General features: G+C 55.8%; 21 protein-coding genes and 1 tRNA gene. 11 read left to right on the forward strand and 11 right to left on the reverse strand.

Features of this window, described 5'->3' with window-relative positions; all coding sequences use genetic code 11:
- Window positions 1-551: 551 nt before the first annotated feature.
- Complete coding sequence (locus tag HKK53_RS26565; RefSeq protein ID WP_169373223.1) at window positions 552-4559, reverse strand: AAA family ATPase; 4008 nt, start codon at window positions 4557-4559, stop codon at window positions 552-554.
- Between the two features lie 687 nt (window positions 4560-5246).
- Between HKK53_RS26565 and HKK53_RS26570 the strand changes: the two genes are divergently transcribed.
- Window positions 5247-6980, forward strand: coding sequence for a retron Ec67 family RNA-directed DNA polymerase/endonuclease (locus HKK53_RS26570; RefSeq protein WP_169373224.1), 1734 nt, complete (start codon window positions 5247-5249; stop codon window positions 6978-6980).
- Window positions 6981-7448: 468 nt separating this feature from the next.
- Here HKK53_RS26570 and HKK53_RS26575 read toward each other — a convergent pair whose 3' ends face one another.
- From HKK53_RS26575 to HKK53_RS26615, 9 genes are all read right to left on the reverse strand, one after another.
- Entirely contained in the window at window positions 7449-8306 is an 858-nt protein-coding gene (locus HKK53_RS26575) for a hypothetical protein (RefSeq protein WP_169373225.1), read from the reverse strand.
- 89 nt (window positions 8307-8395) lie between these two features.
- Entirely contained in the window at window positions 8396-11278 is a 2883-nt protein-coding gene (locus tag HKK53_RS26580) for a DUF927 domain-containing protein (protein ID WP_169373226.1), read from the reverse strand.
- The gene (locus HKK53_RS26585) at window positions 11268-11555 is read right to left on the reverse strand and encodes a DUF3077 domain-containing protein (RefSeq protein ID WP_169373227.1); all 288 of its coding nucleotides are present in this window, start codon (window positions 11553-11555) and stop codon (window positions 11268-11270) included. Before HKK53_RS26585 ends, HKK53_RS26580 begins: the two co-directional genes overlap by 11 nt.
- On the reverse strand, window positions 11552-11842 hold the full coding sequence (locus HKK53_RS26590) for a hypothetical protein (RefSeq protein ID WP_169373228.1): 291 nt from the start codon (window positions 11840-11842) through the stop codon (window positions 11552-11554). Before HKK53_RS26590 ends, HKK53_RS26585 begins: the two co-directional genes overlap by 4 nt.
- Window positions 11843-12373: 531 nt before the next feature.
- A complete protein-coding gene (locus HKK53_RS26595) occupies window positions 12374-12679 on the reverse strand; it encodes a hypothetical protein (protein ID WP_148058603.1) in 306 nt (101 codons plus the stop codon).
- Window positions 12676-12993 (reverse strand): helix-turn-helix transcriptional regulator, encoded by a 318-nt coding sequence (locus HKK53_RS26600; RefSeq protein WP_169373229.1) that lies wholly within the window; start codon window positions 12991-12993, stop codon window positions 12676-12678. Before HKK53_RS26600 ends, HKK53_RS26595 begins: the two co-directional genes overlap by 4 nt.
- Before the next feature lie 210 nt (window positions 12994-13203).
- A complete protein-coding gene (locus tag HKK53_RS26605) occupies window positions 13204-14055 on the reverse strand; it encodes a hypothetical protein (protein WP_169373230.1) in 852 nt (283 codons plus the stop codon).
- Window positions 14056-14394: 339 nt separating this feature from the next.
- Window positions 14395-15636: a tyrosine-type recombinase/integrase gene (locus HKK53_RS26610; RefSeq protein WP_123509317.1), complete on the reverse strand. Its 1242-nt coding sequence runs from the start codon at window positions 15634-15636 to the stop codon at window positions 14395-14397.
- A 164-nt stretch (window positions 15637-15800) separates the two neighbouring features.
- Window positions 15801-15885 (reverse strand) — tRNA-Leu (locus HKK53_RS26615).
- A 107-nt stretch (window positions 15886-15992) separates the two neighbouring features.
- On the opposite strand from HKK53_RS26615, the gene queA reads away from it, so the two are divergent.
- The 6 genes from queA to HKK53_RS26645 all read left to right on the forward strand — a co-directional run bounded on the left by queA (window position 15993) and on the right by HKK53_RS26645 (window position 22086).
- Entirely contained in the window at window positions 15993-17057 is a 1065-nt protein-coding gene (queA, locus tag HKK53_RS26620) for a tRNA preQ1(34) S-adenosylmethionine ribosyltransferase-isomerase QueA (RefSeq protein ID WP_149658086.1), read from the forward strand.
- Between the two features lie 5 nt (window positions 17058-17062).
- On the forward strand, window positions 17063-18178 hold the full coding sequence (tgt, locus tag HKK53_RS26625; RefSeq protein ID WP_161807656.1) for a tRNA guanosine(34) transglycosylase Tgt: 1116 nt from the start codon (window positions 17063-17065) through the stop codon (window positions 18176-18178).
- A 43-nt stretch (window positions 18179-18221) separates the two neighbouring features.
- Window positions 18222-18560 (forward strand): preprotein translocase subunit YajC, encoded by a 339-nt coding sequence (gene yajC, locus HKK53_RS26630; protein WP_169373231.1) that lies wholly within the window; start codon window positions 18222-18224, stop codon window positions 18558-18560.
- A gap of 63 nt (window positions 18561-18623) precedes the next feature.
- Window positions 18624-20492 (forward strand): protein translocase subunit SecD, encoded by a 1869-nt coding sequence (gene secD / locus HKK53_RS26635; protein ID WP_169373232.1) that lies wholly within the window; start codon window positions 18624-18626, stop codon window positions 20490-20492.
- 9 nt (window positions 20493-20501) lie between these two features.
- Window positions 20502-21416, forward strand: coding sequence for a protein translocase subunit SecF (gene secF / locus HKK53_RS26640; RefSeq protein ID WP_169373233.1), 915 nt, complete (start codon window positions 20502-20504; stop codon window positions 21414-21416).
- A 121-nt stretch (window positions 21417-21537) separates the two neighbouring features.
- Entirely contained in the window at window positions 21538-22086 is a 549-nt protein-coding gene (locus HKK53_RS26645; protein WP_169373234.1) for a glycine zipper 2TM domain-containing protein, read from the forward strand.
- 143 nt (window positions 22087-22229) lie between these two features.
- Here the strand turns inward: HKK53_RS26645 and suhB are convergent, their stop codons facing one another.
- On the reverse strand, window positions 22230-23048 hold the full coding sequence (suhB, locus tag HKK53_RS26650; protein WP_092278434.1) for a type III secretion system regulator SuhB: 819 nt from the start codon (window positions 23046-23048) through the stop codon (window positions 22230-22232).
- 145 nt (window positions 23049-23193) lie between these two features.
- Here suhB and trmJ point away from each other — a divergent pair, with 145 nt between their 5' ends.
- The 4 genes from trmJ to HKK53_RS26670 all read left to right on the forward strand — a co-directional run bounded on the left by trmJ (window position 23194) and on the right by HKK53_RS26670 (window position 26739).
- Window positions 23194-23964: a tRNA (cytosine(32)/uridine(32)-2'-O)-methyltransferase TrmJ gene (trmJ, locus tag HKK53_RS26655; RefSeq protein WP_054613614.1), complete on the forward strand. Its 771-nt coding sequence runs from the start codon at window positions 23194-23196 to the stop codon at window positions 23962-23964.
- A 2-nt stretch (window positions 23965-23966) separates the two neighbouring features.
- Window positions 23967-24743: a serine O-acetyltransferase gene (gene cysE, locus HKK53_RS26660; RefSeq protein ID WP_090180462.1), complete on the forward strand. Its 777-nt coding sequence runs from the start codon at window positions 23967-23969 to the stop codon at window positions 24741-24743.
- Between the two features lie 239 nt (window positions 24744-24982).
- Window positions 24983-25474, forward strand: a complete 492-nt coding sequence (gene iscR / locus HKK53_RS26665) for a Fe-S cluster assembly transcriptional regulator IscR (protein ID WP_121734138.1) — start codon at window positions 24983-24985, stop codon at window positions 25472-25474.
- Between the two features lie 50 nt (window positions 25475-25524).
- The gene (locus HKK53_RS26670) at window positions 25525-26739 is read left to right on the forward strand and encodes an IscS subfamily cysteine desulfurase (protein WP_169373235.1); all 1215 of its coding nucleotides are present in this window, start codon (window positions 25525-25527) and stop codon (window positions 26737-26739) included.
- The last annotated feature ends 71 nt before the right edge of the window (window positions 26740-26810 follow it).

The following is a 26810-nucleotide window of genomic DNA, read 5'->3' on the forward strand; positions in this document are numbered from 1 at the left end:
CGTCAACCGAGTCAACCTGTCAACCAATGTAAAAAAATCAGCCACTACCAAGATCGCGCGGGTTCTATGCCCCGTGTAATTCAGAAATGCTCAGGGTCCCCGGCGACCTCTCAACATCTTGTGCAATCGCACTGGTGAACTGTGTGTTCACCCGATTCACCTGTTCACTAAGCTGGGCACCTATCCGCTAACAAAGTCCGGCGGGTTTCCGACCCCGTATCAAGTCAGCTCTCCCAGGGGCCCCTGATATTTTTAAATGGGATGGGCATGACTATGGCCTACATCGCTGAAGGTTTATCCACTCACGGGGCTAGGGGCTAAAAATTGGTGTTACAGGTGTTACTCGTGTTACATGATTGTTTATGTATTTGATTAATAACGGTTTTTATGGTGTTACACGTCTGTGCGCTTCGACCACAATGAAGTGTTACAAGCGCACAGGTGTTACATGTGACAGCGATAAGTAAACTGGCAGTTTCTAGTATTGGCGTTTGTCTGCATGGGCGCGCGTCCGGCCAAAAGCAGACAGTCATTGCTCGGCGGTGATAGATCTAGTGCCCTGGCAGCCTTGCTCTGATAACCCCGTGAACGCGCCACATACTCTGCAGCTGTAAACAATCAATTGCCCCGTAGTTCCCGTCAGAACAGGACACCGCCAGTGAGTCGCCGAAGGTACCCACGTTCTCGAAAATGCGTAGACCAGTGCCCTGAATGGAAGACCCGACCCGTTTCAAATAGGCGAATTGCTCGCCGTGCTGCGCGGCCATGATCGCTACGACGTCACCCTTCATCGGATCCAGGAGTGACTCACTCGATAGCTCAACAGACTCCAGCAAGACGAGATCGCCGTTTCTGACGACTGGGTAGCCACTGTCCTCAATGATGCGTGCGGCGAGAAGCGGCTTGTCCAGTATCGAACAGGTATCGACGCAGCGAGCTTCCTGATCTCCCTCTCGCGGTGTGTTGCCGTAGAAAATGCCGACTATAGGAAGTATCCGAACCTTATTTTTTGACAACGTCACGGCAGGCGCCACTCTTTCTGTGCCGGACTGGTCGCACGCCAAAGTCAGTTTCGAAGGATCTCTCTGGTCGGAGTGATATCGACGAGCCAAGACAGTGTTCCCACAGAGAGCAATAACAGGGTCACCGTTTTTGGCTTCTTCGCTCAGCGAAACGGCTACCGTCTGGCCCGGCAATGCCAATGCCCCCAGACTGGAACCTCGGATGGCATAAAGGGCAATTTCACCCAAGTCTGAGAGTGAAATTGTGGTGAACTCACCCTCTACGGCAACCGCATCCGAATGTGTGCGAGCGCTAAAGTCGCCGAGAACTCGAATCGGACTCTCGTTGAGATGGATCGGTACGGGTGCAGGGGGCGAAGACGCAAAAAAGAAGTCTTCGTCCTCACGGGTGAGCCGGCCCATAAAACGGGCATATGACGCACTGCAGCTGCGAATAAATCGATCGACTTCATCAAAAGCGCCGCTCACTTCGCCCGCATCAAATGGGGTGACGTCACGCAGGTTGTGATGCGCGTTATTGATGATTGAATAGAACGTTGAACCTGGGCGCAGTGATTTGCACTTTAGCAGGCGTTCAAACGGTATTTCATTGAATGGCTGCTCACCGCCATTGCGGGCACTACTGATGTGGGCGATTAGGTCCGCAAGAGTAGGCTTGTAGATGAGGATCGGATCTGAAGCCAGCAAGTCCCACAACCGGTTCTCAATATGAAGGCGTACTCGCTCGACGAACTCCTGCGCCTTGGCAACATCCGATTCGTCTTCAAGCCATACGGCGCGCCGCTCCAACACCTCCTCGACGGCTGGGGTGAACGCAGCCGTATACCGAGAGGAAGAGATGGGGCTGATTTGCAGCATCGTCCAGGATGGAGAAGCCAAAGAAGTTTTTGGCAATCGGCTTTTTACGGCCGCGATAAACCGGTTGTCATTTGAGGTGATGATCAGAGCCATGCCTGCCTCGACGAGTTTCGGTATAGCGGCAGCCAGGTTCTCGGTATTGATCGGATCGAAATAGGTTTGCGGATCGTCCAGCAGAAGCACCTCAAGCACCCCGGCACGTTCACGAATACGCTCCCACAAACTGAAGACAAACGCCCAGACACAAGCGCGAAGATGCGAGGAGTTCATCACCTCATGAGCGTGCACTCGAACAGATCCGAGGCCAGCGTACAGACCAACACCTTGGGCTCTAGCTGGATCCAGACCGATATACGCTGGCCCTCCGACGTAGTGCGGCCTGTAAATGACTTTCAACCACGCAGTCGTCCTTTCATCTAGTACCGTTATCAGGCCCTCTACCTGGTGATGAACGAGCCCAGGCAGTCGTGCGAACTCCTTGATCGCGGCGGCGGCTCGACGTACCAATCGATGCTGCTTGCGAGCTTTCACCCAGCTTTGCCGAATCACTTCGATCTCATTCATCTGGCGCAAAAGCGCGATGATAGGGTCGGCGGACGTAACGGCTTGCTGCAGTGCAATCACTTGGTGCCTTAACGGGCACATGGCCATTTCAATCTGGTCGTCAGTGGCCTTGGCTCGGCTGAACGAGCCGTTACCAAAATAACGCTGCGTGACGAGCTTAATCTGATCCTCACTGAGCTGACGATGTAGCGCTAGCGATAACGCCGCCTGCAGATTGGCAAACCTGTTGGCTAGAGAGGTAGATCGAAGTTCCTGCGGTAATTCGATTATCTGGGAGTCGGGCAGCACAGGTAGAGGATGCGCTTGCACCGAATGGTTCCACACCTTCTCAGCATTTTGTTTCAGCGAACGTAACTGGGTGCTAAAGGCTGGATCCTTCAACAGCTCACTTAGATACGCACCCCGATAGATCTCCAACAGCGTTGCACGTGATCTAATGTCAACGAACGGGCGAAGCGAGGCAGGAAGCGCCTCCAGCAGCTCGCTTGCAGCGGCTTGCTGCCAGTCTTGAAGTGTCTTCGTGGCGTCCGTATGTGCGAGCGCGCTAGCTTCCAGCGCACCGAGCACCGCCGTGTCCAGCAAAGCATCGGGAGGTACTTGGGTAAGATCTGAACCGCATACCGGGCAATCGCTGAACGGTTCTTCAGGGTGATGACGGCGATGCCACTGGGAAACTATGGCGTACAGCTGCCATCGTGCGGTTTCCTCCTTTTTCTTCTGTCGTGCAACCTGATCAAGTGCTCTTTCCCTTAGCTCTTCGAGCTTCGCAATCACAACTGCTCTGTCGGCGTCTTGGATTTCGCCTAGCCGTTTGAGTGTTTCGACAGATGGCAGCGATCCAAGTGCCACAGCCGCGAGACGCTCTTTCGCCGTCGCGAGGATGTTTATGAAAGCCTCCACTTGTTCCTTCGTTTCCAACCGGACTGAGCCCGCGAGAATCTCATCTATGTCGTTCTGTCCTTGCTGGCGAAGTTCCTCCAGATGGTTTATCGACGATTCGACTGCCGCTTTACAGCTTTTTTCTTCGCTTTCCTGATCGGGGGACATGAGGTCGGGTAAGTCACCAAGCGCCTCCACCTGCATTGTCCATGCTTCACCCAATGTGCGTTTGCTGGTCAAAAATCGCAGAAGCGCGGCACTTTCATCCTCTTTGGCCTTGTCGTTTTCTTCACCCGTTAAGCGTTTGGCCAGTCGTTCGGAACGCTTGCCAAGATCTTGCAACGGCCTCAGTCCAGTCAGCTGAGCAATCGCATCAGCAAACGTGGTTTTCTCGTCGAAGCGCATAGTGGTCGCGATCGCGGGCATCAAGGTACCCGCTTCAATTGCCCATTGAGGGAGGCCTAGCTGCTCGATGCCGCTCACTGGGGTGGTGACAGTTCCTCTGGGACCTAGCTTGAGCTCTCGTCGCACCACGACCTCTTGCCCGGAGTGCTCCCTCAGGGTCAGCTCAACCCAGGTATCAACTGCGGGCTTATCCTGCAGCGCTGTTAAATCTTCGGCAGAAGGAAGTGGGACTATCGGGGGCAGAGCGATGGATTTGGCGATTTCATCCCGGCCCGGATTCTCCTCGTCCGGCGCCTGCATCAGTTCAACGGTTATCGGCTGATGCACAAACGACGGTTTGTGCTGGGAGCGATGTGCCTGACCAGTCAGACACCACATGATCGCGCTTTGAAAGGCCGTTTTTCCGGCGCCATTGAATCCCCACACGCAGGTGACATCACGGTCGAGTTCTAGCGAAAGAGGGTCCGGTGCCTGACCATCAGTACCGCAATGACGGTGTAAGCCCGCAAACCTATGTGCTCTGATCTGCGTGATGCGCCACCGAGGGCGCTTGAGCGCGGAAGCTGCAGGCTGTTCTTTAGGCACGGCGGCCTTAGGCGTTTCCAGTGCTTGGAGCAACTGGTCTATTTCGGTACTGGAGATTTGCTTTTGTTGGGCCCAAAGATCTCGCCTAGACGCGTAGAAGCGAAATGCTATTCGGGCATCTTCGGCGCCGAAAAGAAAGCTTTCAGCGCCCTCAGGCAGCGTAATGGATCGACCCAACGACAGCGCCTCGACAATTTCTTCGAGAGTGCTGGATTCCAGTTCCAGAGGTGACTGATTCGCTGCCATGCTTTTTCCTCCTTGAGAGGATTGGGGGGCTACTGATCGGCGCCCGCCTCTGTCACTCGGTTTTGGGACCTGACAACATAGTTTATCGCGTCTGGGCCGGGTTGCTGGTTATCGCCAGATTTGTGACAACATAGTCTGTCTAAAGGACGCCGCCCCAAGTCACGCCCGGTTAAACGCGCAATCAGATGTCTTCGTTTGACGGGCGCTCACCGACTGGCGGCTATCGGCCAGATGCGCCTGTTCAATGTCGACGAAATTAGGGGCGATTCAGGATGAAGCAATAGATACCGCCTAACGTACCCACTCGCTGGCGGAAACTGTTTCCGTAGCTTGGTCAAGGCAATCGCCTTTATAAGTTACGCGTGTAATCACTCCAACAGTCCCAAGCCCGAACTGATTTTAACCCGGGTGCGGAAGCACAGGAAAAAAGACCCCAGTAGCCCGCAGGTACGGTGTGGTGACAATGGCGTGTGGTAAAAGAAAAAGTCTTGACTGTACCTGATAGCCATGTGCTACCTTTCCTTCAGAGCTTATAGATAGATTTTTTGTCATGTTTCGTGACATTTGCAAATCTTGTGTGAGTGATTGCTCATACAGTTATCAGCAGTCTTGGCGCCAAAGTAAATGTCTGGCGGACGCTAATGAGTATCTATAAGCTCTACTATTTTTTTTCATGGATGAATGAACTTGTCTAAACTAGCCATTCTTCGATCCGCGCAGGGACTTCATGACCTTGCAGAGCTGCTTGCATACGAGCCCAAAAAACTATCGTATGTAATCTACAAAATGCCCAATCGGTATACGAAATTTACCATACCGAAAAGTTCTGGCGGTACGCGTTCAATTGCAGCTCCAAGGGAAGAATTGAAAGCTCTACAAGTCAAAGTTTCAAAATTATTACAGCTGTGCATTCACAACATGAATGCCGATCTCAACATAACAACCTCGCTTTCGCACGGCTTTACAAAAGGTCATTCCATAATGACCAATGCAGACCTCCATAGAAAAAAAAGATATGTTTTTAACATAGATATAGAGAATTTTTTTGGTTCAATTCACAGAGGTCGCGTGTTCGGCTTTCTTACCAAGAATAAAAGCTTCTCGCTTAATCCAAAAGTGGCGCGTGCTTTAGCTCAAATTGCATGTCACGATGACGCCTTACCTCAAGGAGCGCCATCCTCCCCTGTATTTTCAAATTTAATCGGCCACCTCATTGACGTGCGTCTTGTAGAATTAGCTTCAAAACTAGGCTGTTCATATTCAAGATATGCAGACGACATTACATTTTCGACTAATAAAAAAACATTCCCAAAAGAAATTGCACTTGTATCGCCATCAAACGAGTGGGTGGCCAGCCCTACACTTATAAAAATCGTATCGAAGTGTGGCTTCGCACTAAATGAAAATAAAACTAGAATGCAGTACCAGGAGTCTAGACAGTCTGTAACGGGACTAACGGTGAACAGAAAAATAAATTCGCCTGCAGTATATCGGCATCAAGCTAGAGCCATGGCGCACAGCTTATTTAATACTGGTTCATTTTCTGTTCCCGATAAAGACCCAAAAGTTAAAGCCAAAATTCCAGGCACCATAAATCAGCTCGGTGGAATGCTAAGCTATATATATATGGTAAATACATTCAACAGGTCAAAAATTGTTGAAAACAGCGCGATACGAGATGAGGATATTAAGCTTAGCGCGATGGAGAAGGTTCACGCCGACTTTGCATTCTACAAACATTTCTATGGAAACCAAAAAATAACAATACTTTGCGAGGGGAAAACAGACAATATCTACCTGCAGTGCGCAATTAAAAGCCTTGCAAAAAAATATACCATTCTTGCAAAACTCAATGCCGACGGCAAAGCTGTATTGAATGTTAACTTCTTTAAATACACCGATCTCACTCATAGATTGCTCGGTCTCTATGGAGGTACCGGAGATATTGGAGAATTAATAAAGCGTTACGTAAGCTGTTGTGGGAAATATAAAAATCATCCGTTCAAACATCCTACAATTATTGTGGTAGATAACGATGAAGGCTCCCAGAAAATATTTACGGCGCTCAAAGTTGTAACTGGGAACAAATACATGATCGGTTCAGGGAAGGCGCAAAATCTCGACAAGTCTCTCGATTTCTACTACGTCGCCCAGAATCTGTATGTAGTTTTCACTCCGTTAAAAATGTCGGGTGATGACACAATGATGGAGGATTTTTTTACCTCGGATACCCTAAATACAATCGTAGATGGGCAACGATTCTCCGTAGTTCATAAAGCACCTAACCAACTTGTTTATAGTAAACATACCTTTTCACAAAAAGTGGTAAAGGCTAACCAGAAAACCATAAATTTCTTAGGGTTCACCCCTGTTCTAGATCGAATTCAGAAAGCCGCTAAACACTTCTACTCACTACCATAAGTAAAAAATCCCGCTAGAGTTGTAAAAAATCAACACATATCAAATTTTCATATCTTGAAAAATTATAGACCTTCACCCTTCAACTTGTTCAGCCGCATTATCAGGGGCTGAGTAGGCTCCCGCTGCAAACCATACCCACCCATGTTTGTGTCACGATGCCCATCAATTGCAGTGGAGTATCTGTCCCAGCATGCACTTCGTCGCGGGTTCGTTTGTAATCGAGTTGAATTCGTTTCTTTGCTGCAAACCCTCAGCGCGATCAATTCTTGTTCGTCAGCCTCTGGCCCATTGCGGTCTCTTTGAGTACGCGCTCTCTATTGAGTTGTGCTTGGCGTTTAGAGGAACGTTCGTTCAGACCGGACTCCGCAGCAACTGCTAATTCGCTCGTTGATTGTTGTTCGCACCTGCGCCAAGTGTTGCGGGATACTCGGTAGAGTAATCAGCCCGCGAGAGCGGGCTGATTCGGGATTACGCGGCGAGTAGTTCTGCCAGGGAGATATTATGGGCGACGTTTGCCAAATCGGTACGATCGAGTCTCGAATGGAAGGGGCCGAAACGAGGCACCTCAAGCCCAGACAACGCATCTCCCATACCGCCTTTCTGATAGCTGACGGCAAGTATCCGGGCGCCCACGGCCATCAGTCGCTCGGTTGCAGCATTCCATTCCTCGTCTAACGCAAACCCGACTGCGTTCAATGCCGCCGTCTTGGCTTCATCTCCACGTTGGCGGGCATATTTGATTTGGGCCTCGAGGGTATCAATCTCGACTTGCAGAGCGCCGAGGATCAGGTCTTGCCTTCTGACCTGCTCGTCCGTTGTTGCCAGTTGTTTGGCCGCCTTCTGCATTTCGCTGCTTGCTGATTTTTCCCCTTCGATATCGCCACTGGCCAGGCTTTTAGCGTAGGACGTCGCAGCGTCACGCTCGGCTTGTTGCGCTTTTTCCAGTGATTGATCCGCTTCCGATTGAATCGTCTGAAACCGTTCATTTAGGTGCTTTTTTTTTCGCTCTAGCGCTTCGACTACAGCATTTGCATCGGTCATCGCTTGGATAGATTCAGCTTTGACCTGATCAATTTTTTCCAAGCGTTCCAGGTGTTGAATCTTCCGATCAATTGCGGCCAGCGCACCTGGAATGGCTCGTATGCGGGATGTGACGCTTGAAACTTTCTCCAGAGCCTCGCGGCTCTCAGGGCTCCCAATTGCATTGCCATTAGCATTGTATTCGCTGGGTGCATTGCGCCATTCGGCTTCCAGTTGTGGAAGACTTTGTTCCAGGGTTTCCAGTTCTTGACGCAAGGCGGTTTGTTGCTGTTTTAGCTCGTTCATGTTGAGTTCCTAAAGACGAAATGTGGATTGGTTTTTTCGCTGGCGGGCCAGGCCAAGGTGAGCCTGCTTTCCTCATGGCGCAGCCATATTTAGGCCGCCTGGGCACCGTGATCACCTTGTTCTGGCACTGCGACAACCACATAGCAGCGCTGCAGGCCCAGTCCCGGTAGTCGCACTGCGGTCGAGGCTTTGCCATCCTTTCCTGGCTCTAGAACACCTCTTCGCAAAAGCTCTTTGTTAACCGCACTCAGGTTCATGCCTCGGAAAATTTCGGAGCGCCATGCCTCGGGCAGCACGTAGTAGGTGTTTGTGGTGTGCAGGGCGTCGCCCATGCCGTGTTCCATCGTCTTGCGAAAGCCCAGCCGGTCAATCGTGCGGGGACCGTGCTCATCGATCTTTGCAGCGGCAGATTCCCAGCGGGTAAAGCGGCTTTCTCCAAAGCGCTCGATGACCTGGCGTAACCGAGCCAAAATCGCATCGCCCTCCAAGTTTCCGGCGCCGCCACGCTCGGCCAGCCACGCATGCAGGCACACCCGTGCGGCTGTCGTAGCAGTGCCGTCGGGCCAACCGGTGACTCCGAAGGCGGTGGCCAATTCTCCAGCCGCCGCAGCGAGGCCGAAGCGAAGGGCGGCTCGCTGGGCTTGTCCACTGGCAAGGGCGGGCAGGTTCAGGGTGATGAACTGCTCCACCGTACGCCGGACAATCACGGACCACCTGAGCATTTCTCCAGGCGCGCATAGTGCTTGCAGAAAGGCGGTGAGGGGCGTGCCGTAGTATTTGGTTACCCGGGCTTTGAGCGCATCGGAGAGGGCGGCAGCGTCCTCAAAACCGTTCAGCGCATCGAACATGCCGAGGCCTTTGCTCGCATCGGCTGGAACCGCGAGCATCCTCACTTCCATGCCGGCTTTCAGCTCCTTATTGGCTTCGGCCATGTGCTGCGCCAAGGTTTTCTCGCCAGTTGAGAGAAACAGCAAGCGCCACTCCTGCACCTGGCGGCCAGCTTGTCCTCGATCATTGGCGCGAGCCTTTCCGGTGCCGTTGCCGAGCATATACACCGTTTCGCCAATGATGCGCGGGTCGCACATGCCGATTTCATCCAGCACCAGGAGTCCGTCAGAATGCGCGGCAGCGATGGACTCCAAGGCGTTATCCGTGGAGCGCCAGGAGCGCACTAGACGTGGCCCGCCGTAGATCGAGGCGGCCACTTGCAGGTGGGTGGTCTTACCGCCCGAGCTGTCACCGTAGAGGTGAAAGCCGCCCGACTCATGACCAAGCAGGTGCAGTAGCGGACCGGCAAACGCGACGCTGGCGACAAACGCCAAGCGGTGGTTGCCGATGCACAAGGCGCCGATTTGCTCTTGCCATTGCTCCAGGGTGCCGGCTTCGCTGATCGGCGGGAGTTGCGCGCCGGCCTCATAGAAGTGCAGGTGTTCGGCGTGCGAACCGATCTGCTGTTCGGGCAGTAAAAAGGCGCTGTCGTGCCAGCCCAAACGGGTGACCAAGCGTGCGCGCTGGGCGCTGTCGAAGCCGCCGAGATAACTCTGCAGGTCGTTGCGGGCATTACGACCGGAGCGACTGCCGGCGAGACGCAAACCCATGTCGACGAGCGGGCCGAGCACGTCCTTGCCGAAGTCACCGGTCATGGTTCGCGCCGGGATGTTCCAGCGCTTTTTCGCCCCGTCCGGGTCGTCGAATTCGACCAGCAGACCCCAGTTGTGACCCTGCGCATCTCGGGTGCGCGCCAGGATCTCCAATGGTGAGCACACTGGACGTGCCTCGCCATCGTCACCGGAATAAAACACGCCTTCGGGTGTCAGGCGGAAGCCGCCGGGCAACAGATCGTTTTTGGGTTTCGCGGCGCGCTTGGTCGCCGGCTTAGTCTTGGCTTCGGGTAGACCGGCCGGTGCTTTCTCCGGCTCGACGCCAAACAATTCACCGCTGCGTTCCAGCTCAGCGATGTGCGCCGCCGTCCAACCTTTGGCTTGGGCATCGGCCGCGTCGTCGCCGTCTTCCCATTGACCACCTTTGGCGAAGGTCGGTTGGTCATTCTTGAGCGTGGGCTTGCGTTTGAAGACGCCTAGGGCGATCACGCGCACCGACGCGACGCCGATCTGTTGCAGTTGTTCGGCTACGGCGCTCATGCAGCTTTTACCGCTGGCGTCGTTGTCGGGCCACAACATCACCGTTCGACCTTTGAGCGGTGTTAGGTCGGCTTTGTGCCAGGAGTTCGAACCGTTCGGCCAGCACGTGGCCACGTAGTTGGGCAGCAGCTTCGCTGCGGCGTCGGCGGCCTTTTCGCCTTCGCATAGAATGACGGGAGCCTCTGCGCGTTGTGTCAGTTCATCCAGGCGCAGCAGTGGACGCGGCTCAGGCAGACCTTGCCAACGCCATTGCTGCGTTTGACCGTCGGTACCCTGGCACCAGGTCAAGGGGGCAAACACCTTGCGTGGTTTGCCGTCTTCGTCCGGGCCCAAATCGAAGCGATAGAGCGCCATGACCGGCTGGCCTTGAGCGTTGCGGTATATCCAGACGTTGGACGGCGTACCGTGTTGCCGATGTTTGGTCGGGCACTTGTTCATGGCCTCGGCTGGGATCGGCTGGATTGCGAGCCATTCCGGTGTTTTGCTTTTGCTGGAGCTAGGTTTCGATTGAGCCGCCCCAGCGGTAACGCGCAGCAGATCCGCCAACTTATTGCAGGCCTCGACGTCGGTACCGCCATCCAGATAGCGCACCAGATCGATCAGGTCGCCGCCTTTGTCTCCGGTGGCAAAATCTGCCCAGGTGCCTTTGCTCAAGTTGACCTTGAGCGAGCCGGCGCGCTTGTCGGTGCGGGTTGGATTGGCGGCGGTGTATTCCTTACCACCGTCGACGCGTTTACCGTTGGGCAGCCAATGGGAAAGTACCCGGTCGATCTCTTTCAGAGAAGCCGCTTTCACGTCGGCAAAGCTGGGGCGTTTCGCGTTATTGGTCATGGCCAGCCTCCATTCGCAGGAGGGCGCTGGTCACATCGTCGATCACGGCTTTACCCATTTCGCTGAGGTAATGAGCGGCCATCGCGCATTGCTCAGTGTTGTCGCCGTGGGTGGCCAGAAGCGTCATGCGATTCGCGCAGCTCAGCAGGTCAGAGGCGTATTCAAGCGCTTCGGACACTGGGACGCCGGCACTAAGCCGAAACAGCATCTGATGGGGCTGCCCGCACTGTGCGAAAGAGGTCGTGCCTTGGGTGGTGATGCTGGCTTGAAGGCTCATTGCGCACCCCCAGTTTTAGCCCGAGGAAGCGAAGTCGCATCGCCGTGCAGGGTCAGGGTTTTGATCAGGCCCAGGGTGCCGCGCACGTCCCAAATGACGGCGGCCAGTACGTGATTGGCCAGACGAGGTCTGTCGCTTTCGCTTTCGAAGTGGTCCTCGAGCAGGGTCAGTACTGAATCAGCGCGGTTAATGGCACAGGTAATGGCGTCAATCGGAATGCCGGCTTCGACATCGTTGCTGACGTCGAGCAGGTCTTCGGGTAGGGAGCAGCTCAGGGCGTTGTTCATTGGGCACCGCCTGCGGCTTCGAGCGCGCGAGCTTTGGCCATATGGGCGTTGTATCGGGTGAGACGTGTAGCGAGGCTGGAGTTGGCGTGTAAAGCGGCGAGAGCCATTGCACGATGTGCTGCGGCGCGATTTTTGAACGGATTGAGGGCGTACATTGGTCGAGCTCCTGTATGTGAGGAGCTGCCACTGATCGTCGCCAAACGATTTAAGGGTGGCAGCTGTGCGCAGGTTGGCGAACCGGGCATACAGGACCCCGGCAGACCCGAAGGTCTCCCACGCACAGCTACCATAAAGCAGGAATGCAGGCACAAAAAAAGCGCCTGCAATCGGTATGGAGACGCCTGTGCGCCTGTATGTACTCGGGTCGCCAAACCCGTTCGCTGAATTTGCAGCGACGGCCAGAGAGTAACGTCCGTTTTTCGAAAGTGCAACTGCGTTGATAGCTTGCGGTTTGTTCAGGTGCGGCATAAATTGTTCGTGCATGTAGATTTACCTAAACGCCTCCGGATCGCTCCCGGGGGCGTTTTCATTTCAAGCATGATTCTCGTGGCGCAAGGTGAGTACTGGGGAGTAACCGTCCCGGATCATCTGGCGAGCGTCGTGATAAGCGTCCGTCTTTTGTGCTTCGCCCAGGACGACGATGCCGAAGCTCTCGGTATGCATGATCAGCACACACCAGACCCCATCTGGCCAACTCAGCACGCAAAGCGAGCGGCCATGATTTTCATGCTTGCGGCGCAGACGTTCGAAACGATTAACTTGAGTGACGGAGAATCCGACTTTGCGCAGTGAGTGAAATGGTCGATATTTTCCGCGTGGAGGGATGAGTTTTCTCATGCAGCCACCTTGTTTCTCGCCGCAATGCGTGCTCTTACCCAGTCTTGGACTTCTCCTAAAACAAATGCCACAGCCGCGCCACGGGCAGTGCTGTTGCTGAGCTTTACGGGCAATGGAAAGCCACTTTCTGGCTGCTGCATCAGCTTGTAAATTGTAGGGCGTGCTAGTCCAACGATTGCCATAACCTCAGGCATGCGGATTAGTGTTGTTGCGGGATCAAAGGTTGTGCCAGAAAGGCTCAGCGAGCTGAGGGGTACTTCATTCGCCACTACTTGTGATTGCAGTTTGGACGGTGAGAATTTTGTTGGGGACATAGATAAAAACCCTGTTCATGGATACAGGGGTATCTATTTATATAGTTCTGGAGGCAAAGAAAATAAGAGATTATTCGAGTTCGTTAATAAGCGGAAATAGAGCGGAATGGCACGGAAACGCGAGCTTTTTTTGAGCTTCATTCCGACGAGCGGTATCCCTTGGAGTGGGAGGTTTGGCGAGATGGCGAAGGCGTGATATCAGTGACGAAATCATTTTTCTTGTTCTTCCTCGTCTTTGATTCGATATTTCACGAACGCGATGTATTTGGCAAAACCGAAATTAATGATCGGCTTTTTCTCCGACCCCGAAAGCCACCCGATAACAATGAATCTGGCGCCCGCCAGCTCGTTCATGTCGTGCAGTTTGAACGCGGATAGCATTTCCTCCTCTAGGTTCTCATCACTGACAAGAAGGCTGGGCTCCGTGAGGTAATCACCGCAGTTCAACCAGACAAGGCCGTTCCTTCGGTTGACGTTTGTGATGAGTCCCCAAAAGAGCCTGACTGAGCCCAGCTCTATATTGGAGAGCTGATGCTGAGAGGACAGAAGGCTGCGAATGGAACCCTCAAGTGCTACCCGCCCGCCGTCAGTTACGACTTTGATCGTGGCATCATCTTCGGGATAGTTTGGATTGCGGATCAGGTGGGAGAGGATCTGTCTCAGTGACTTATTGATCGGGTAGTCGGAGGCGTTGGCATACTTTTTCTGAAGGTTGCCCCAAGGAGAATACACCGGAGGTTTGTTAGAGGGCTCCGGAGCCATGATGGTCTGGGATGAGCGCTTATCAAGATCTACGACGATCTGTGCAGTGTCGGCGCCATCAGAAGGCCCAGAATCCTCTCCATCGATTACTAGAATGACCGTCTTTATCTGACAGCCGTCTTCATGGTGGGCCGCAAAGCATGCTGCTTTTTCGCGAACCCCACCTAAAGATCCTCGAACGAACCAGGCTCTTGCTTCGCACTCGCTACATTCGATGTTACCGGCGTACTTCTCAATGTCTTGCTGGTACTTAAGCGGTGTACATGGGCTCAGATCAGCACGATACGTAACAGACTGCATTCACTTTTCCCTAAGTATGCTTAATCGCTTTGTAGTGGCTATAAGCCTCTGTCGCCTAATGATCATACCCCCTGCGAGGAATAACTCCAGCGAGGCAATCATCCCCGGCACCCCGCTAATAAGACGCAGAGCAGCGATCCCCTCAGTTGACTCCAACCTTCATGGGGAACCAGAGAAGGCTCCCGTGTTACACGGCATGAGCATGTCACACCGCGTGTACGGTTTCCTTTTGTCATGTGTTACATGAATAAAGTTCTTTATATTCAATTAGTTGGGCCTTTGCGTTACATCTGTAACACCCGTTACACCGGTTTTTGAGGGGCGGGGGAGAATGTTTGTTTATACCGCCTTTCCGAACTGTCCTTGCACTACATTGCCGTCCGCCAGTACATCAAGATGATCGGCATACCACTGCATCATCGTTACGCGGTGCTCAAGGTATTGAGCTTTGTTGTATACCCCTGAGATACCTTCCTCTTTGTGGGCAAGCTGCGCTTCGACGTGCTCTTTAGGCCAGCCATGTTCCCGAAGCAGTGTGCTCGCTGTGTGCCGAGTACCATGCCCAACCAGGCGACTTTTGTAGCCAATCGTGGCAAATACCTTATTGATCGTGTTTTCGCTGATGGTTGGATTTTTCGCTCCGACACCGGGGAAGAGCCAGCGACTACGTCCGGTTAGGCAGTGCAAATCCTTCAGGGCAGCAACAGCTTGGCGGGGTAGAGGGCACACAAAGTCTCGGCGCATCTTCATCTTGGCAGCAGGCGTTGTCCAAATGGCTCTCTCTAGATCCAACTCCTTCCATTCGGCCAAGCGAACCATTCCCGGCCGTGACGCCGTCCAAATGCAAAGCCACGCAGCAGTGCGGGCCGTCAGTCTGCTGGGGGTGTTTTTGAGTGCCGTGAGGAATTCACCCAGCTCAGGTTCTAGTAAATGTGGGTGCTGTTGAGTCTTGGGCGCTTGGGCCGCAATGTCGCGAAGGCGACTACCCGGATCGTTCTCAGTCAGACCTAAGCCGATGGCTCGCCCGAATATCTGATTGATCCAGGTACGGCACTTTTCCGCTACGTTGTGCGCGTCTCGAGCTTCGATGGATGCTTGGAGTTTTGCGCAATCGGCACGGGTGATCTCGTCGAGAGGCTTGTCTCCCAATGCCGGAAGTATGTCCTTGTCGAGGTAGGTACGGATTTTGTTGAGAGTGGAGGGTGCAAGGCCCTTCTCTTCTTTTGCCTTGAGCCAGGCGTCGGCAGCAGCTCGAAAGGTGCGGGTTTTGGCCGTATCAGCAGCAGCTTTCGCGGATCGCTTTTGTTCAAGGGGATCGGCACCGCTACTCACTACTTTGCGTAGCTCGGCAGCTTTGTCCCGTGCCAACGCACCACTTACTTCCGGGTAGCCCCCGAGCCCCATCCAAGCCCAATTGCCCGCCGGACGTTTGTAGCGAAGCTGCCAGGATTTACCACCATCCGGTTTGACCCTGAAGTAGAGGCCGTTTCCGTCGAGCTCCCGGTATTCCTTTGATTCCGGCTCCAGCCCCGCAAGTGTCGTGTCAGCGAGAGGGCGACGCTTGATATCTGCGCGCTTCATCCTTGTATCCCAAAGTTCGGTATTTTTCTCAGGATACAAGCAGGGATACAGGGATACAACGTATAGGGAGAGACAGGGGTAGATAGACAGACACAAAAAAACCGGCCAAGTGGCCGGTTTCTCTGGGTCTGAAAGTCTGGTAGAGACTTTCAGATACTGCTATATGGTGCCCCGAGGGAGACTCGAACTCCCACTCCTTTCGAAAACGGATTTTGAATCCGCCGCGTCTACCAATTCCGCCATCAGGGCTCAATGGCGGCGAAGTATAGAGATGAGATTACCGTCGGTCAATCAGGTACATAGAGAATTTTCACTATTTCGGCTAGACTTCCGGCCCCTGCTAGACGAACCCCATCATGCGCGTTGCTGACTTTACTTTCGAACTCCCTGATTCGCTGATTGCTCGCCACCCTTTGGCCGAGCGTCGCGGTAGTCGCCTGTTGACCCTTGATGGGGTCAGCGGCGCCCTGGCACACCGTCAATTCACTGATTTGCTCGAGCATTTGCGCCCGGGCGATTTGATGGTGTTCAACAATACCCGGGTGATTCCGGCGCGGCTGTTTGGCCAGAAGGCTTCCGGCGGCAAGCTGGAAATTCTGGTGGAGCGGGTGCTCGACAGTCATCGCGTGCTGGCGCATGTGCGTTCCAGCAAGTCGCCCAAGCCCGGTTCGAAGATCCTGATCGACGGTGGCGGCGAGGCAGAGATGCTGGCGCGGCACGATGCGTTGTTCGAGTTGGGGTTTGCCGAAGAGGTATTGCCGCTGCTGGATCGCGTCGGGCACATGCCGTTGCCTCCCTATATAGATCGCCCGGACGAAGGTTCGGACCGCGAGCGTTATCAGACCGTGTACGCCGAGCGCCTGGGCGCGGTGGCGGCGCCGACGGCGGGGCTGCATTTCGATCAGCCGCTGATGGAGGCCATTGCGGCCAAGGGCGTCGAGACGGCGTTCGTGACCTTGCACGTCGGCGCGGGCACTTTCCAGCCGGTGCGGGTCGAGAAGCTTGAAGATCACCACATGCACAGCGAATGGCTGGAAGTCGGCCAGGACGTGGTGGATGCGGTGGCCGCTTGCCGTGCGCGCGGTGGTCGGGTGGTGGCGGTGGGGACCACCAGCGTGCGTTCCCTGGAAAGCGCCGCCCGCGATGGCGTGCTCAAGCCGTTCAGTGGCGACACGGACATCTTTATCTTCCCGGGCCGGCCGTTTCATGTGGTCGATGCCCTGGTCACCAACTTCCATTTGCCCGAATCCACGCTGTTGATGCTGGTTTCGGCGTTCGCCGGTTATCCCGAAACCATGGCTGCCTATAAAGCAGCGGTGGAGCATGGTTACCGCTTTTTCAGCTACGGTGATGCGATGTTTATCACCCGTAATCCTGCGCCGACTGCCCCTAAAGAATCGGGCCCTGAGGACACTGTATGAGTCGTATGTCGTTTGAACTGCTGGCCACTGACGGCAAGGCTCGTCGCGGTCGTCTGACCTTCCCGCGCGGTACCGTCGAGACCCCGGCCTTCATGCCGGTGGGCACGTACGGCACCGTCAAGGGCATGTTGCCGCGGGATATCACCGCCACCGGCGCGGAAATCATTCTGGGCAACACCTTCCACTTGTGGCTGCGTCCTGGCACCGAAGTGATCAAGAAGCACGGCGACCTGCACGATTTCATGCAGTGGAAAGGCCCGATTCTTACAGACTCCGGCGGTTTTCAGGTGTTCAGCCTCGGCGCGATGCGCAAGATCAAGGAGGAGGGCGTGACCTTCGCCTCTCCGGTTGATGGCGCGAAAGTGTTCATGGGGCCGGAAGAGTCGATGCAGGTCCAGCGTGACCTGGGCTCCGACATCGTGATGATTTTCGACGAATGCACCCCGTACCCGGCCGACGAAGACGTCGCTCGCGTGTCGATGGAGCTGTCGTTGCGTTGGGCCCAGCGTTCGAAAAATGCGCATGGCGACAACACGGCGGCGCTGTTCGGCATCGTTCAGGGCGGCATGCACCAGGACCTGCGCATGCGCTCCCTGGAAGGCCTCGACAAGATCGGCTTCGATGGCCTGGCCATTGGCGGTCTGTCGGTGGGCGAGCCCAAGCACGAGATGATCAAGGTGCTGGATTACCTGCCAGGCCTGATGCCGGCTGACAAACCTCGTTACCTTATGGGCGTTGGCAAACCGGAAGATCTGGTTGAGGGTGTGCGCCGCGGTGTGGACATGTTCGATTGCGTGATGCCAACCCGTAATGCCCGCAATGGGCATCTGTTCATTGATACAGGCGTGCTGAAGATCCGTAACGCGTTCCATCGCCATGATGATTCGCCGCTGGATCCGACCTGCGATTGCTACACCTGCCAGAACTTCTCCCGTGCTTATCTGCACCATCTGGACAAGTGCGGCGAAATGCTGGGTAGCATGTTGAATACCATCCACAATTTGCGCCATTACCAGGTGCTTATGGCTGGTTTGCGCGAGGCTATTCAACAGGGTACATTGGCCGCCTTTGTCGATGCCTTCTACGCCAAACGCGGGCTACCTGTTCCGCCTTTGGACTGAGTTTTCTGACCCCAAGATTCAACATTTGCAACTGGAGTGCTAAATGAGCTTTTTTATCTCTAATGCCATGGCCGACGCTGCTGCACCGGCAGCTGCAGGCCCACTGGGCGGCGGTTTTGAGTGGATTTTCCTGGTCGGTTTCCTGGTCATCTTCTACCTGATGATCTGGCGTCCACAGGCCAAGCGCGCCAAAGAACAGAAGAACCTGCTCGGCAGCCTGCAAAAAGGCGACGAAGTTGTGACCACCGGTGGTATCGCCGGCAAGATCACTAAAGTGGCAGACGATTTCGTGGTTCTGGAAGTTTCCGACACCGTGGAAATGAAGTTCCAGAAGGGCGCCATCGCCGCCACGCTGCCAAAAGGCACGCTAAAAGCGATCTAAGTTTCAACTTCTACTCAATCGACGGGGCGCGCAAGGCGCCCCGCGTCATAAGCGGGCGGCGTGATGCTGAACAAATACCCTCTGTGGAAATACATTCTGATCCTGGCGGTGCTGGCGGTCGGTCTGATTTATTCCGCTCCCAATCTTTACCCTGATGACCCGGCCATTCAGGTCAGCGGTGCAAGCACCGCGCTGTTGGTCAATCAGGCTGATCTGGATCGTGTGAGCACGGCGCTCAAGGAATCCGGGATCAACGTCAAGGCGGCCACGCTGTCGGCCAACGGCAAGGGCGGCCTGATCCGTCTGACCAAGGCTGAAGACCAGCTGCCGGCCAAAGACGTCGTGCGCAAGGCATTGGGTGATGACTACGTCGTTGCACTGAACCTGGCACAAACCACCCCGCAATGGCTGCGCAGCCTCGGCGCGCACCCGATGAAGCTGGGTCTGGACTTGTCCGGTGGTGTGCACTTCCTGCTGGAAGTGGACATGGACAAAGCCCTCGACGCACGCTTGAAAGTGTACGAAGGCGATGTGAAAAGCCTGTTGCGTAAAGAGAAACTGCGCTATCGCAGCCTGCCGCAACTCAATGGCGCCATTCAGCTGGGCTTCACTGACGAAGCAGCCCGCGAACAGGCCCGTGCGCTGGTCCGCAAGAACTTCAACGATTTCGACATTGTTCCGGCCGACCTGAATGGCCAGCCGGTACTGCGTCTGGCGATGACCCCGGCCAAGCTGGCGGAAATCCGTGAATACTCCATCAAGCAGAACTTGACCACGGTACGTAACCGCGTCAACGAGCTGGGTGTTGCTGAGCCGATCGTCCAGCGTCAGGGCGCCAACCGCATCGTGGTTGAGCTGCCAGGCGTGCAGGACACCGCAGAAGCCAAGCGTATCCTCGGCAAGACGGCCAACCTCGAGTTCCGTCTGGCGGCTGAGCCAGGTGCTTCGAAAGCCACTTCCGAATCGTTCGAGTTCCGTGAAGGCAATCGTCCTGCGGCACAGATCGAGCGTGGCCTGATCATCACCGGTGACCAGGTCACCGACGCCAAGGCTGGCTTCGGCGAGCACGGCACGCCCGAAGTGAACATCCGTCTGGATGGTCATGGTGGCGAGCTGATGAGTCGTGCGACCCGCAGCAACGTCGGTCGCAGCATGGCGGTGATCTTCATCGAGCAGCGTCCGATCACCACTTACACCAAGCAAATGGTTAACGGCGTCGAGAAAGACGTCGCGGTGCAAACGTTCAAGGAAGAGAAGAAGATCATCAGCCTGGCGACCATCCAGTCGCCACTGGGTGCTCAATTCCGTATCACGGGCCTGAACGGCCAGGGCGAGTCGTCCGAACTGGCGCTGCTGTTGCGTGCCGGTGGTCTGGCTGCACCGATGTACTTCGCTGAAGAGCGCACCATTGGCCCGAGCCTGGGTGCGGACAACATCACCAAGGGTATCGATGCATCGCTGTGGGGCATGCTGTTTGTCTCGCTGTTCATCATCGCCATCTACCGCTTCTTCGGCATCATCGCCACCGTCGCGCTGGGCGTGAACATGGTGCTGCTGCTGGCCCTGATGTCGCTGCTGGGTGCAACGCTGACCCTGCCGGGTATCGCCGGTATCGTATTGACCATGGGTATGGCGGTCGATGCCAACGTACTGATCTTCTCGCGGATTCGTGAAGAGATCGCGGCGGGCATGACGGTACAACGGGCAATCAACGAAGGCTTCGGCCGGGCATTCACCGCGATTCTCGACGCCAACCTGACAACATTGCTGGTCGGCGGGATTCTCTTTGCGATGGGCACCGGCCCGGTCAAAGGCTTCGCAGTGACCATGTCCCTCGGGATCTTTACCTCGATGTTCACGGCCATCATGGTGACCCGCGCGATGGTCAACCTGATCTTCGGCGGTCGGGACTTCAAGAAGTTGTGGATTTAAGGGGCTGCCATGTTACGTACAATCAACTTCATGGGCGTTCGCAACTTCGCGTTCGGCGTCACATTGTTCCTGACCGCACTGGCGTTGTTCAGCTGCTGGCACAAGGGCATGAACTGGGGCCTGGACTTCACCGGCGGTACGCTCATCGAGCTGACCTACGAGCGTCCGGCCGATGTTTCCAAGGTGCGTACCCAACTTACTGAGTCGGGTTACCACGAAGCCATCGTGCAGAGCTTTGGCGCGACGACTGACCTGCTGGTGCGTATGCCTGGCGAAGACCCGCAACTGGGTCACCAGGTCGCTGAAGCGCTGCTGAAGGTTGGCGGCGACAACCCGGCGACGGTCAAACGCGTCGAGTTCGTCGGCCCGCAGGTCGGTGAAGAGCTGCGCGACCAGGGCGGCCTCGGCATGCTCATGGCGCTCGGCGGCATCCTGATCTACCTGGCTTTCCGCTTTCAGTGGAAGTTCGCGGTCGGCGCCATCGTTTCGCTGATCCACGACGTGATCGTGACCATCGGTATCCTGTCGTTCTTCCAGATCACCTTCGATCTGACGGTGCTGGCGGCGGTACTGGCGATCATCGGTTACTCGCTCAACGACACCATTGTGGTATTCGACCGGGTTCGTGAGAACTTCCGGGTATTGCGCAAGGCGAGCCTGATCGAGAACATCAACATCTCGACCACGCAAACCCTGCTGCGGACCATGGCCACTTCGATCTCCACGTTGCTGGCGATCGCGGCGCTGTTGTTCTTCGGTGGCGATAACCTGTTCGGCTTCTCCATTGCCCTGTTTATCGGTGTTCTGGCGGGTACTTACTCGTCGATCTACATCGCGAACGTGGTGCTGATCTGGCTGAACCTGAGCAGCGAGGATTTGATTCCTCCTGCGGCGACCGATAAGGAAGTTGACGACCGTCCATAACGGCCATCGCTTTCCCGGTTGTCTGCCAAAAAAGGCGCGAGTTGAACTCGCGCCTTTTTTTATGCTCCAAGGCTGGGAGAAGCGCGGGCTTTGACCCGCATGTGATGGTCAGGAGGTTCATGTGAACAAGTCGTTGCTGGTTGGTGCGGTACTGGGTGCTGTCGGTGTGACTGCCGGGGGCGCTGTTGCCACCTACAGCCTGGTTAAAAGCGGCCCTGAGTATGCGCAAGTGTTGGCCGTTGAACCGGTAAAAACACAGATCAAGACTCCACGTGAAGTGTGCAAGGACGTTGCAGTGACCCGGCAGGCGCCGGTCAAGGATCAACACCAGATCCTCGGTACGGTTCTGGGGGCGGTGGGCGGTGGTTTGCTCGGCAACCAGATCGGCGGCGGTAATGGCAAGAAGATCGCGACCGTTGCCGGTGCTGTCGGCGGTGGCTACGCGGGGAACAAGGTCCAGGAAGGTATGCAGAATCGCGATACCTACACCACGACCCAGACTCGCTGTAACACCGTCAATGACATCAGCGACAAGGTAGTCGGTTACGACGTCCGTTATTCGCTGGACGGCAAGGAAGGCAAAGTGCGGATGGATCGTGATCCGGGCAACCAGATTCCGGTCGATAAAGAAGGCAAACTGGTTCTGTCGCAGAACGAACCGGCTCAGTGATGAGCTGATTGCTGGATTCAAAAAGAAGCACCCGGAAGGGTGCTTTTTTGTGCCCGCTGTTTATCAGTCACCTATAGCTTGCCCTGGCAAATTCCGGGCATAAAAAAAGCACCCCGAAAGGTGCTTTTTTTGTGGGCCTTCGCTTAGCGTTTCAGCGAGGCCGGCAGGTGCGGCTGGATCGCCGTCAGCACTGCTTTGAAGCATTTGGTGTTACCGGCAACAACGTGGCCTTTCTCAAGGAAGTCGTGACCACCGGTGAAGTCGCTCACCAGGCCGCCAGCTTCTTGAATCAGCAGGGCGCCTGCAGCCATGTCCCACTCGGACAGGCCCGACTCCCAGAACGCGTCGAAACGACCGGCAGCCACGTAGGCCAGGTCCAGGCTTGCCGAACCGGCGCGGCGGATGCCGGCAGTCTGGCCAACCAGGGCGCGGAACATGCCCAGGTAGTTGTCGAGGTTGTCCATCTGGTCGTCACGGAACGGGAAACCGGTACCCAGCAGGGCGCCGTCGAGGCTGGTGCGACCGCTGACGCGCAGGCGACGACCGTTCAGTTGAGCGCCGCGACCACGGCTGGCGGTGAATTCTTCCTGGCGAACCGGGTCCAGAACAACAGCGTGTTCCAGGCGACCGCGGTATTTACAGGCGATGCTGACAGCGAAGTGTGGAATGCCGCGCAGGAAGTTGGTGGTGCCGTCCAGGGGATCAATGATCCACAGGTACTCTTCACCTTCGATGCCGTTGCCGGCGTGCATGCCGGTTTCTTCACCGAGAATCGAGTGGTTCGGGTAAGCCTTGCGCAGCGCGTCGATGATTTTCTGCTCAGCGGCGCGATCCACCTCGGATACGTAATCCTTGGCGTCTTTTTCGTCGACCTTGATGGTATCCAGGCGCTCGATGGAGCGGAAGATCAATTCACTGGCGCTGCGGGCGGCGCGCAGCGCGATATTCAGCATGGGCTGCATGGATGTGTCACCTAAGGTTGTTAAAGAAAGCCGGGCATTCTATCAGAACTTTTCTACAGGTGAAGGTCGGTGTTCGCTTTCATAGCTTAACGGTAGGATGAACTGTAAGATTCTGCTCCCCATTTTGTGTTCGAGAACGCCTCCCGTGCTGCATAACATTCGTGTCGTCCTGGTCAATACCAGCCATCCCGGCAACATCGGCGGGGCTGCGCGTGCCATGAAGAACATGGGCCTGTCGCGGCTGGTGCTGGTCGAACCGCGGTTGTTCCCGCACCACGAGGCCGATGCCCGTGCCTCAGGTGCCGGCGACATCCTTGAAAACGCGCAAGTCGTCGCCACCTTGGAAGATGCCTTGGTCGGCTGCAATCTGGTGCTCGGCACCAGCGCCCGTGACCGTCGTATTCCCTGGCCGCTGCTCGATCCCCGCGAATGCGGTACGAAAGTGGTCGAGGAGGCGGCGCAAGGTGCGGAGATTGCCTTGGTCTTCGGTCGTGAAGATTCCGGCCTGACCAATGAAGAGCTGCAGCGATGTCATTATCACGTGCACATCCCATCAGACCCTGAGTTCAGTTCGCTGAACCTTGGGGCAGCGGTGCAGGTGTTGAGTTATGAAGTGCGCATGTCTTGGCTCGCGGCCCAGGGCCAGCCGAGCAAGGTCGAGAAGGATGAAGTGGCGTCCACCAAAAGTGGCGAATTGGCGACCATGGATGAGCTGGAGCGATTCTATGAACACCTGGAGCAAACCCTGGTGGCCATCGAATTCCTCGACCCGGAAAAGCCGCGGCACTTGATGGCGCGCCTGCGTCGGTTGTACGGACGAAGCTCGGTCAGCCGGGCGGAAATGAATATATTGCGTGGCATCCTCACGGAAACCCAGAAAGCGGCCCGTGGCGAGCTTCTTAAGCGGAAGGATTAAAAATGTTCGAGCGTTTGCGTGAAGATATCCAGAGTGTTTTCCACCGTGATCCGGCTGCGCGTAACGCTTTTGAAGTCCTGACTTGCTACCCCGGCATGCACGCCATCTGGATTCATCGCCTGTCCTCGGCGCTGTGGGGCATGGGCTGGAAGTGGCTGGCGCGGCTGGTGTCGAACTTCGGTCGCTGGTTGACCGGGATCGAAATTCACCCGGGCGCGAAGGTCGGTCGTCGCTTCTTTATTGACCACGGCATGGGCATTGTCATTGGTGAAACCGCCGAGATCGGCAATGACGTCACCCTTTATCAAGGCGTGACGCTGGGCGGCACCAGTTGGAACAAAGGCAAGCGCCATCCGACCCTGGAAGATGGGGTTGTGGTGGGGGCGGGCGCCAAGGTGCTTGGTCCGTTCACGGTAGGGGCCGGTGCCAAGGTCGGTTCCAATGCAGTGGTGACCAAGGCTGTGCCGCCGGGTGCGACGGTAGTCGGTATTCCGGGGCGGATCATCGTCAAGTCCGATGATGAGCAGGACGCCAAGCGCAAGGCCATGGCCGAGAAGATTGGTTTTGATGCCTATGGTGTCGGTGAAGACATGCCGGATCCCGTAGCTCGTGCCATTGGTCAACTGCTGGATCACTTGCAGGCGGTCGATGGTCGCCTGGAGGGCATGTGCGGCGCGCTGAAGGATCTTGGCAGTAATTACTGCGCCAAGGATCTGCCTGAGCTGCGCGAAGAAGACTTCGCCTGCGTAAAAGGCAAGGACGAAACCAAGGCCGGCTAGACCGCATTGATCCCTTCGCGGGCAAGTCTCGCTCCTACAGGTGCGGCGCATTCCCTGTAGGAGCGAGGCGTGCCCGCGAAGAACGATAACGCGCAATTGCTGGCTGTGCGCCGCCAGGCTTTGCTATGATGCGCGCGCTCTTTTGCGGGTAATCCTGACTAAAGCACTAGGTCTTATAGTTGACTAAAGTACTCGGGAATAGCATACTCGCCCCATTCTGAACTCCGTGGTAATTGTCCATGAGACTGACTACAAAAGGCCGATACGCCGTGACCGCCATGCTTGACCTGGCGTTGCATGCGCAGCACGGGCCGGTGTCCCTGGCCGATATCTCCGAGCGCCAAGGCATCTCCCTGTCCTACCTCGAACAGCTTTTCGCCAAATTGCGCCGCAGCAATCTGGTTTCCAGCGTTCGTGGTCCGGGCGGCGGTTACCAGCTGTCCCGCGAGATGCAGGGCATCCAGGTCGCCCAGGTGATCGATGCGGTAAACGAATCGGTCGATGCAACCAAATGCCAGGGCCAGGGTGATTGCCATCAAGGCGACACCTGTCTGACCCACCACTTGTGGTGCGATCTGAGCCTGCAGATTCACGAGTTTCTGAGCGGTATCAGCTTGGCTGACCTTGTGACTCGCCGTGAGGTGCAAGAAGTAGCCCAGCGTCAGGACCAGCGCCGTTGCAATGGCAAGGCGCCACGCCTGGACAAGATTGAAGCGTCCGCCGTCGAATGACAGCCAAAGAGCTAGCGGCACGCCAGCCAGCCTGATTTAGGAGATAGTCCATGAAATTGCCGATTTACCTTGATTACTCTGCGACCACCCCGGTTGATCCGCGTGTCGCGCAAAAGATGAGTGAATGCCTGCTGGTCGACGGAAACTTCGGTAACCCGGCGTCCCGTTCCCATGTGTTCGGCTGGAAAGCTGAAGAGTCCGTTGAAAACGCTCGTCGTCAGGTCGCTGACCTGGTCAACGCCGACCCGCGTGAAATCGTCTGGACCTCCGGCGCCACCGAGTCCGACAACCTGGCAATCAAGGGTGCGGCGCATTTCTATGCGACCAAGGGCAAACACCTGATCACCACCAAGATTGAGCACAAGGCTGTCCTCGACACCATGCGCCAACTGGAGCGTGAAGGTTTCGAAGTGACCTACCTCGAGCCTCAGACTGATGGCCTGGTAACGCCAGCCATGATCGAAGCTGCACTGCGTGACGACACCATCCTGGTTTCGGTCATGCACGTGAACAACGAAATCGGCACCATCAACGACATCGAAGCCATCGGCGAACTGCTTCGTTCGAAGGGCATCCTGTTCCATGTCGACGCCGCTCAGTCCACTGGCAAGGTCGAGATCGACCTGCAGAAGCTGAAAGTCGACATGATGTCGTTCTCTGCCCACAAAACCTACGGCCCTAAAGGCATCGGCGCGCTGTACGTCAGCCGCAAGCCGCGTGTTCGCATCGAAGCGACCATGCACGGCGGCGGACACGAGCGTGGCATGCGTTCCGGCACCCTGGCGACCCACCAGATCGTCGGCATGGGTGAAGCATTCCGCGTAGCCAAGGAAGACATGGCTGCCGAGAACGTGCGCATCAAAGCCCTGAGCGACCGCTTCTTCAAACAGGTCGAAGACCTGGAAGAGCTGTACATCAACGGCAGCATGACCGCCCGCGTACCGCACAACCTGAACTTGAGCTTCAACTACGTTGAAGGCGAGTCGCTGATCATGGCCCTCAAGGATCTGGCGGTTTCGTCCGGTTCGGCCTGCACCTCGGCTTCCCTGGAGCCTTCGTACGTACTGCGCGCCCTGGGCCGCAACGACGAACTGGCACACAGCTCGATTCGCTTCACCTTCGGCCGTTTCACCACCGAAGAAGAAATCGACTACGCCGCGCAGAAAGTCTGCGAGGCCGTTACCAAGCTGCGCACTTTGTCGCCGCTGTGGGACATGTACAAAGACGGTGTCGACATTTCGAAAATCGAGTGGGCGGCACACTGATTTCAAGTCGCCGCAAACCGGCCCTGTGAACTTAAGGTTTCAGGGCTCAAGAGCGACTCTCTGATGAGTGA

Source organism: Pseudomonas sp. ADAK7, from assembly GCF_012935675.1.
Classification (GTDB): domain Bacteria; phylum Pseudomonadota; class Gammaproteobacteria; order Pseudomonadales; family Pseudomonadaceae; genus Aquipseudomonas.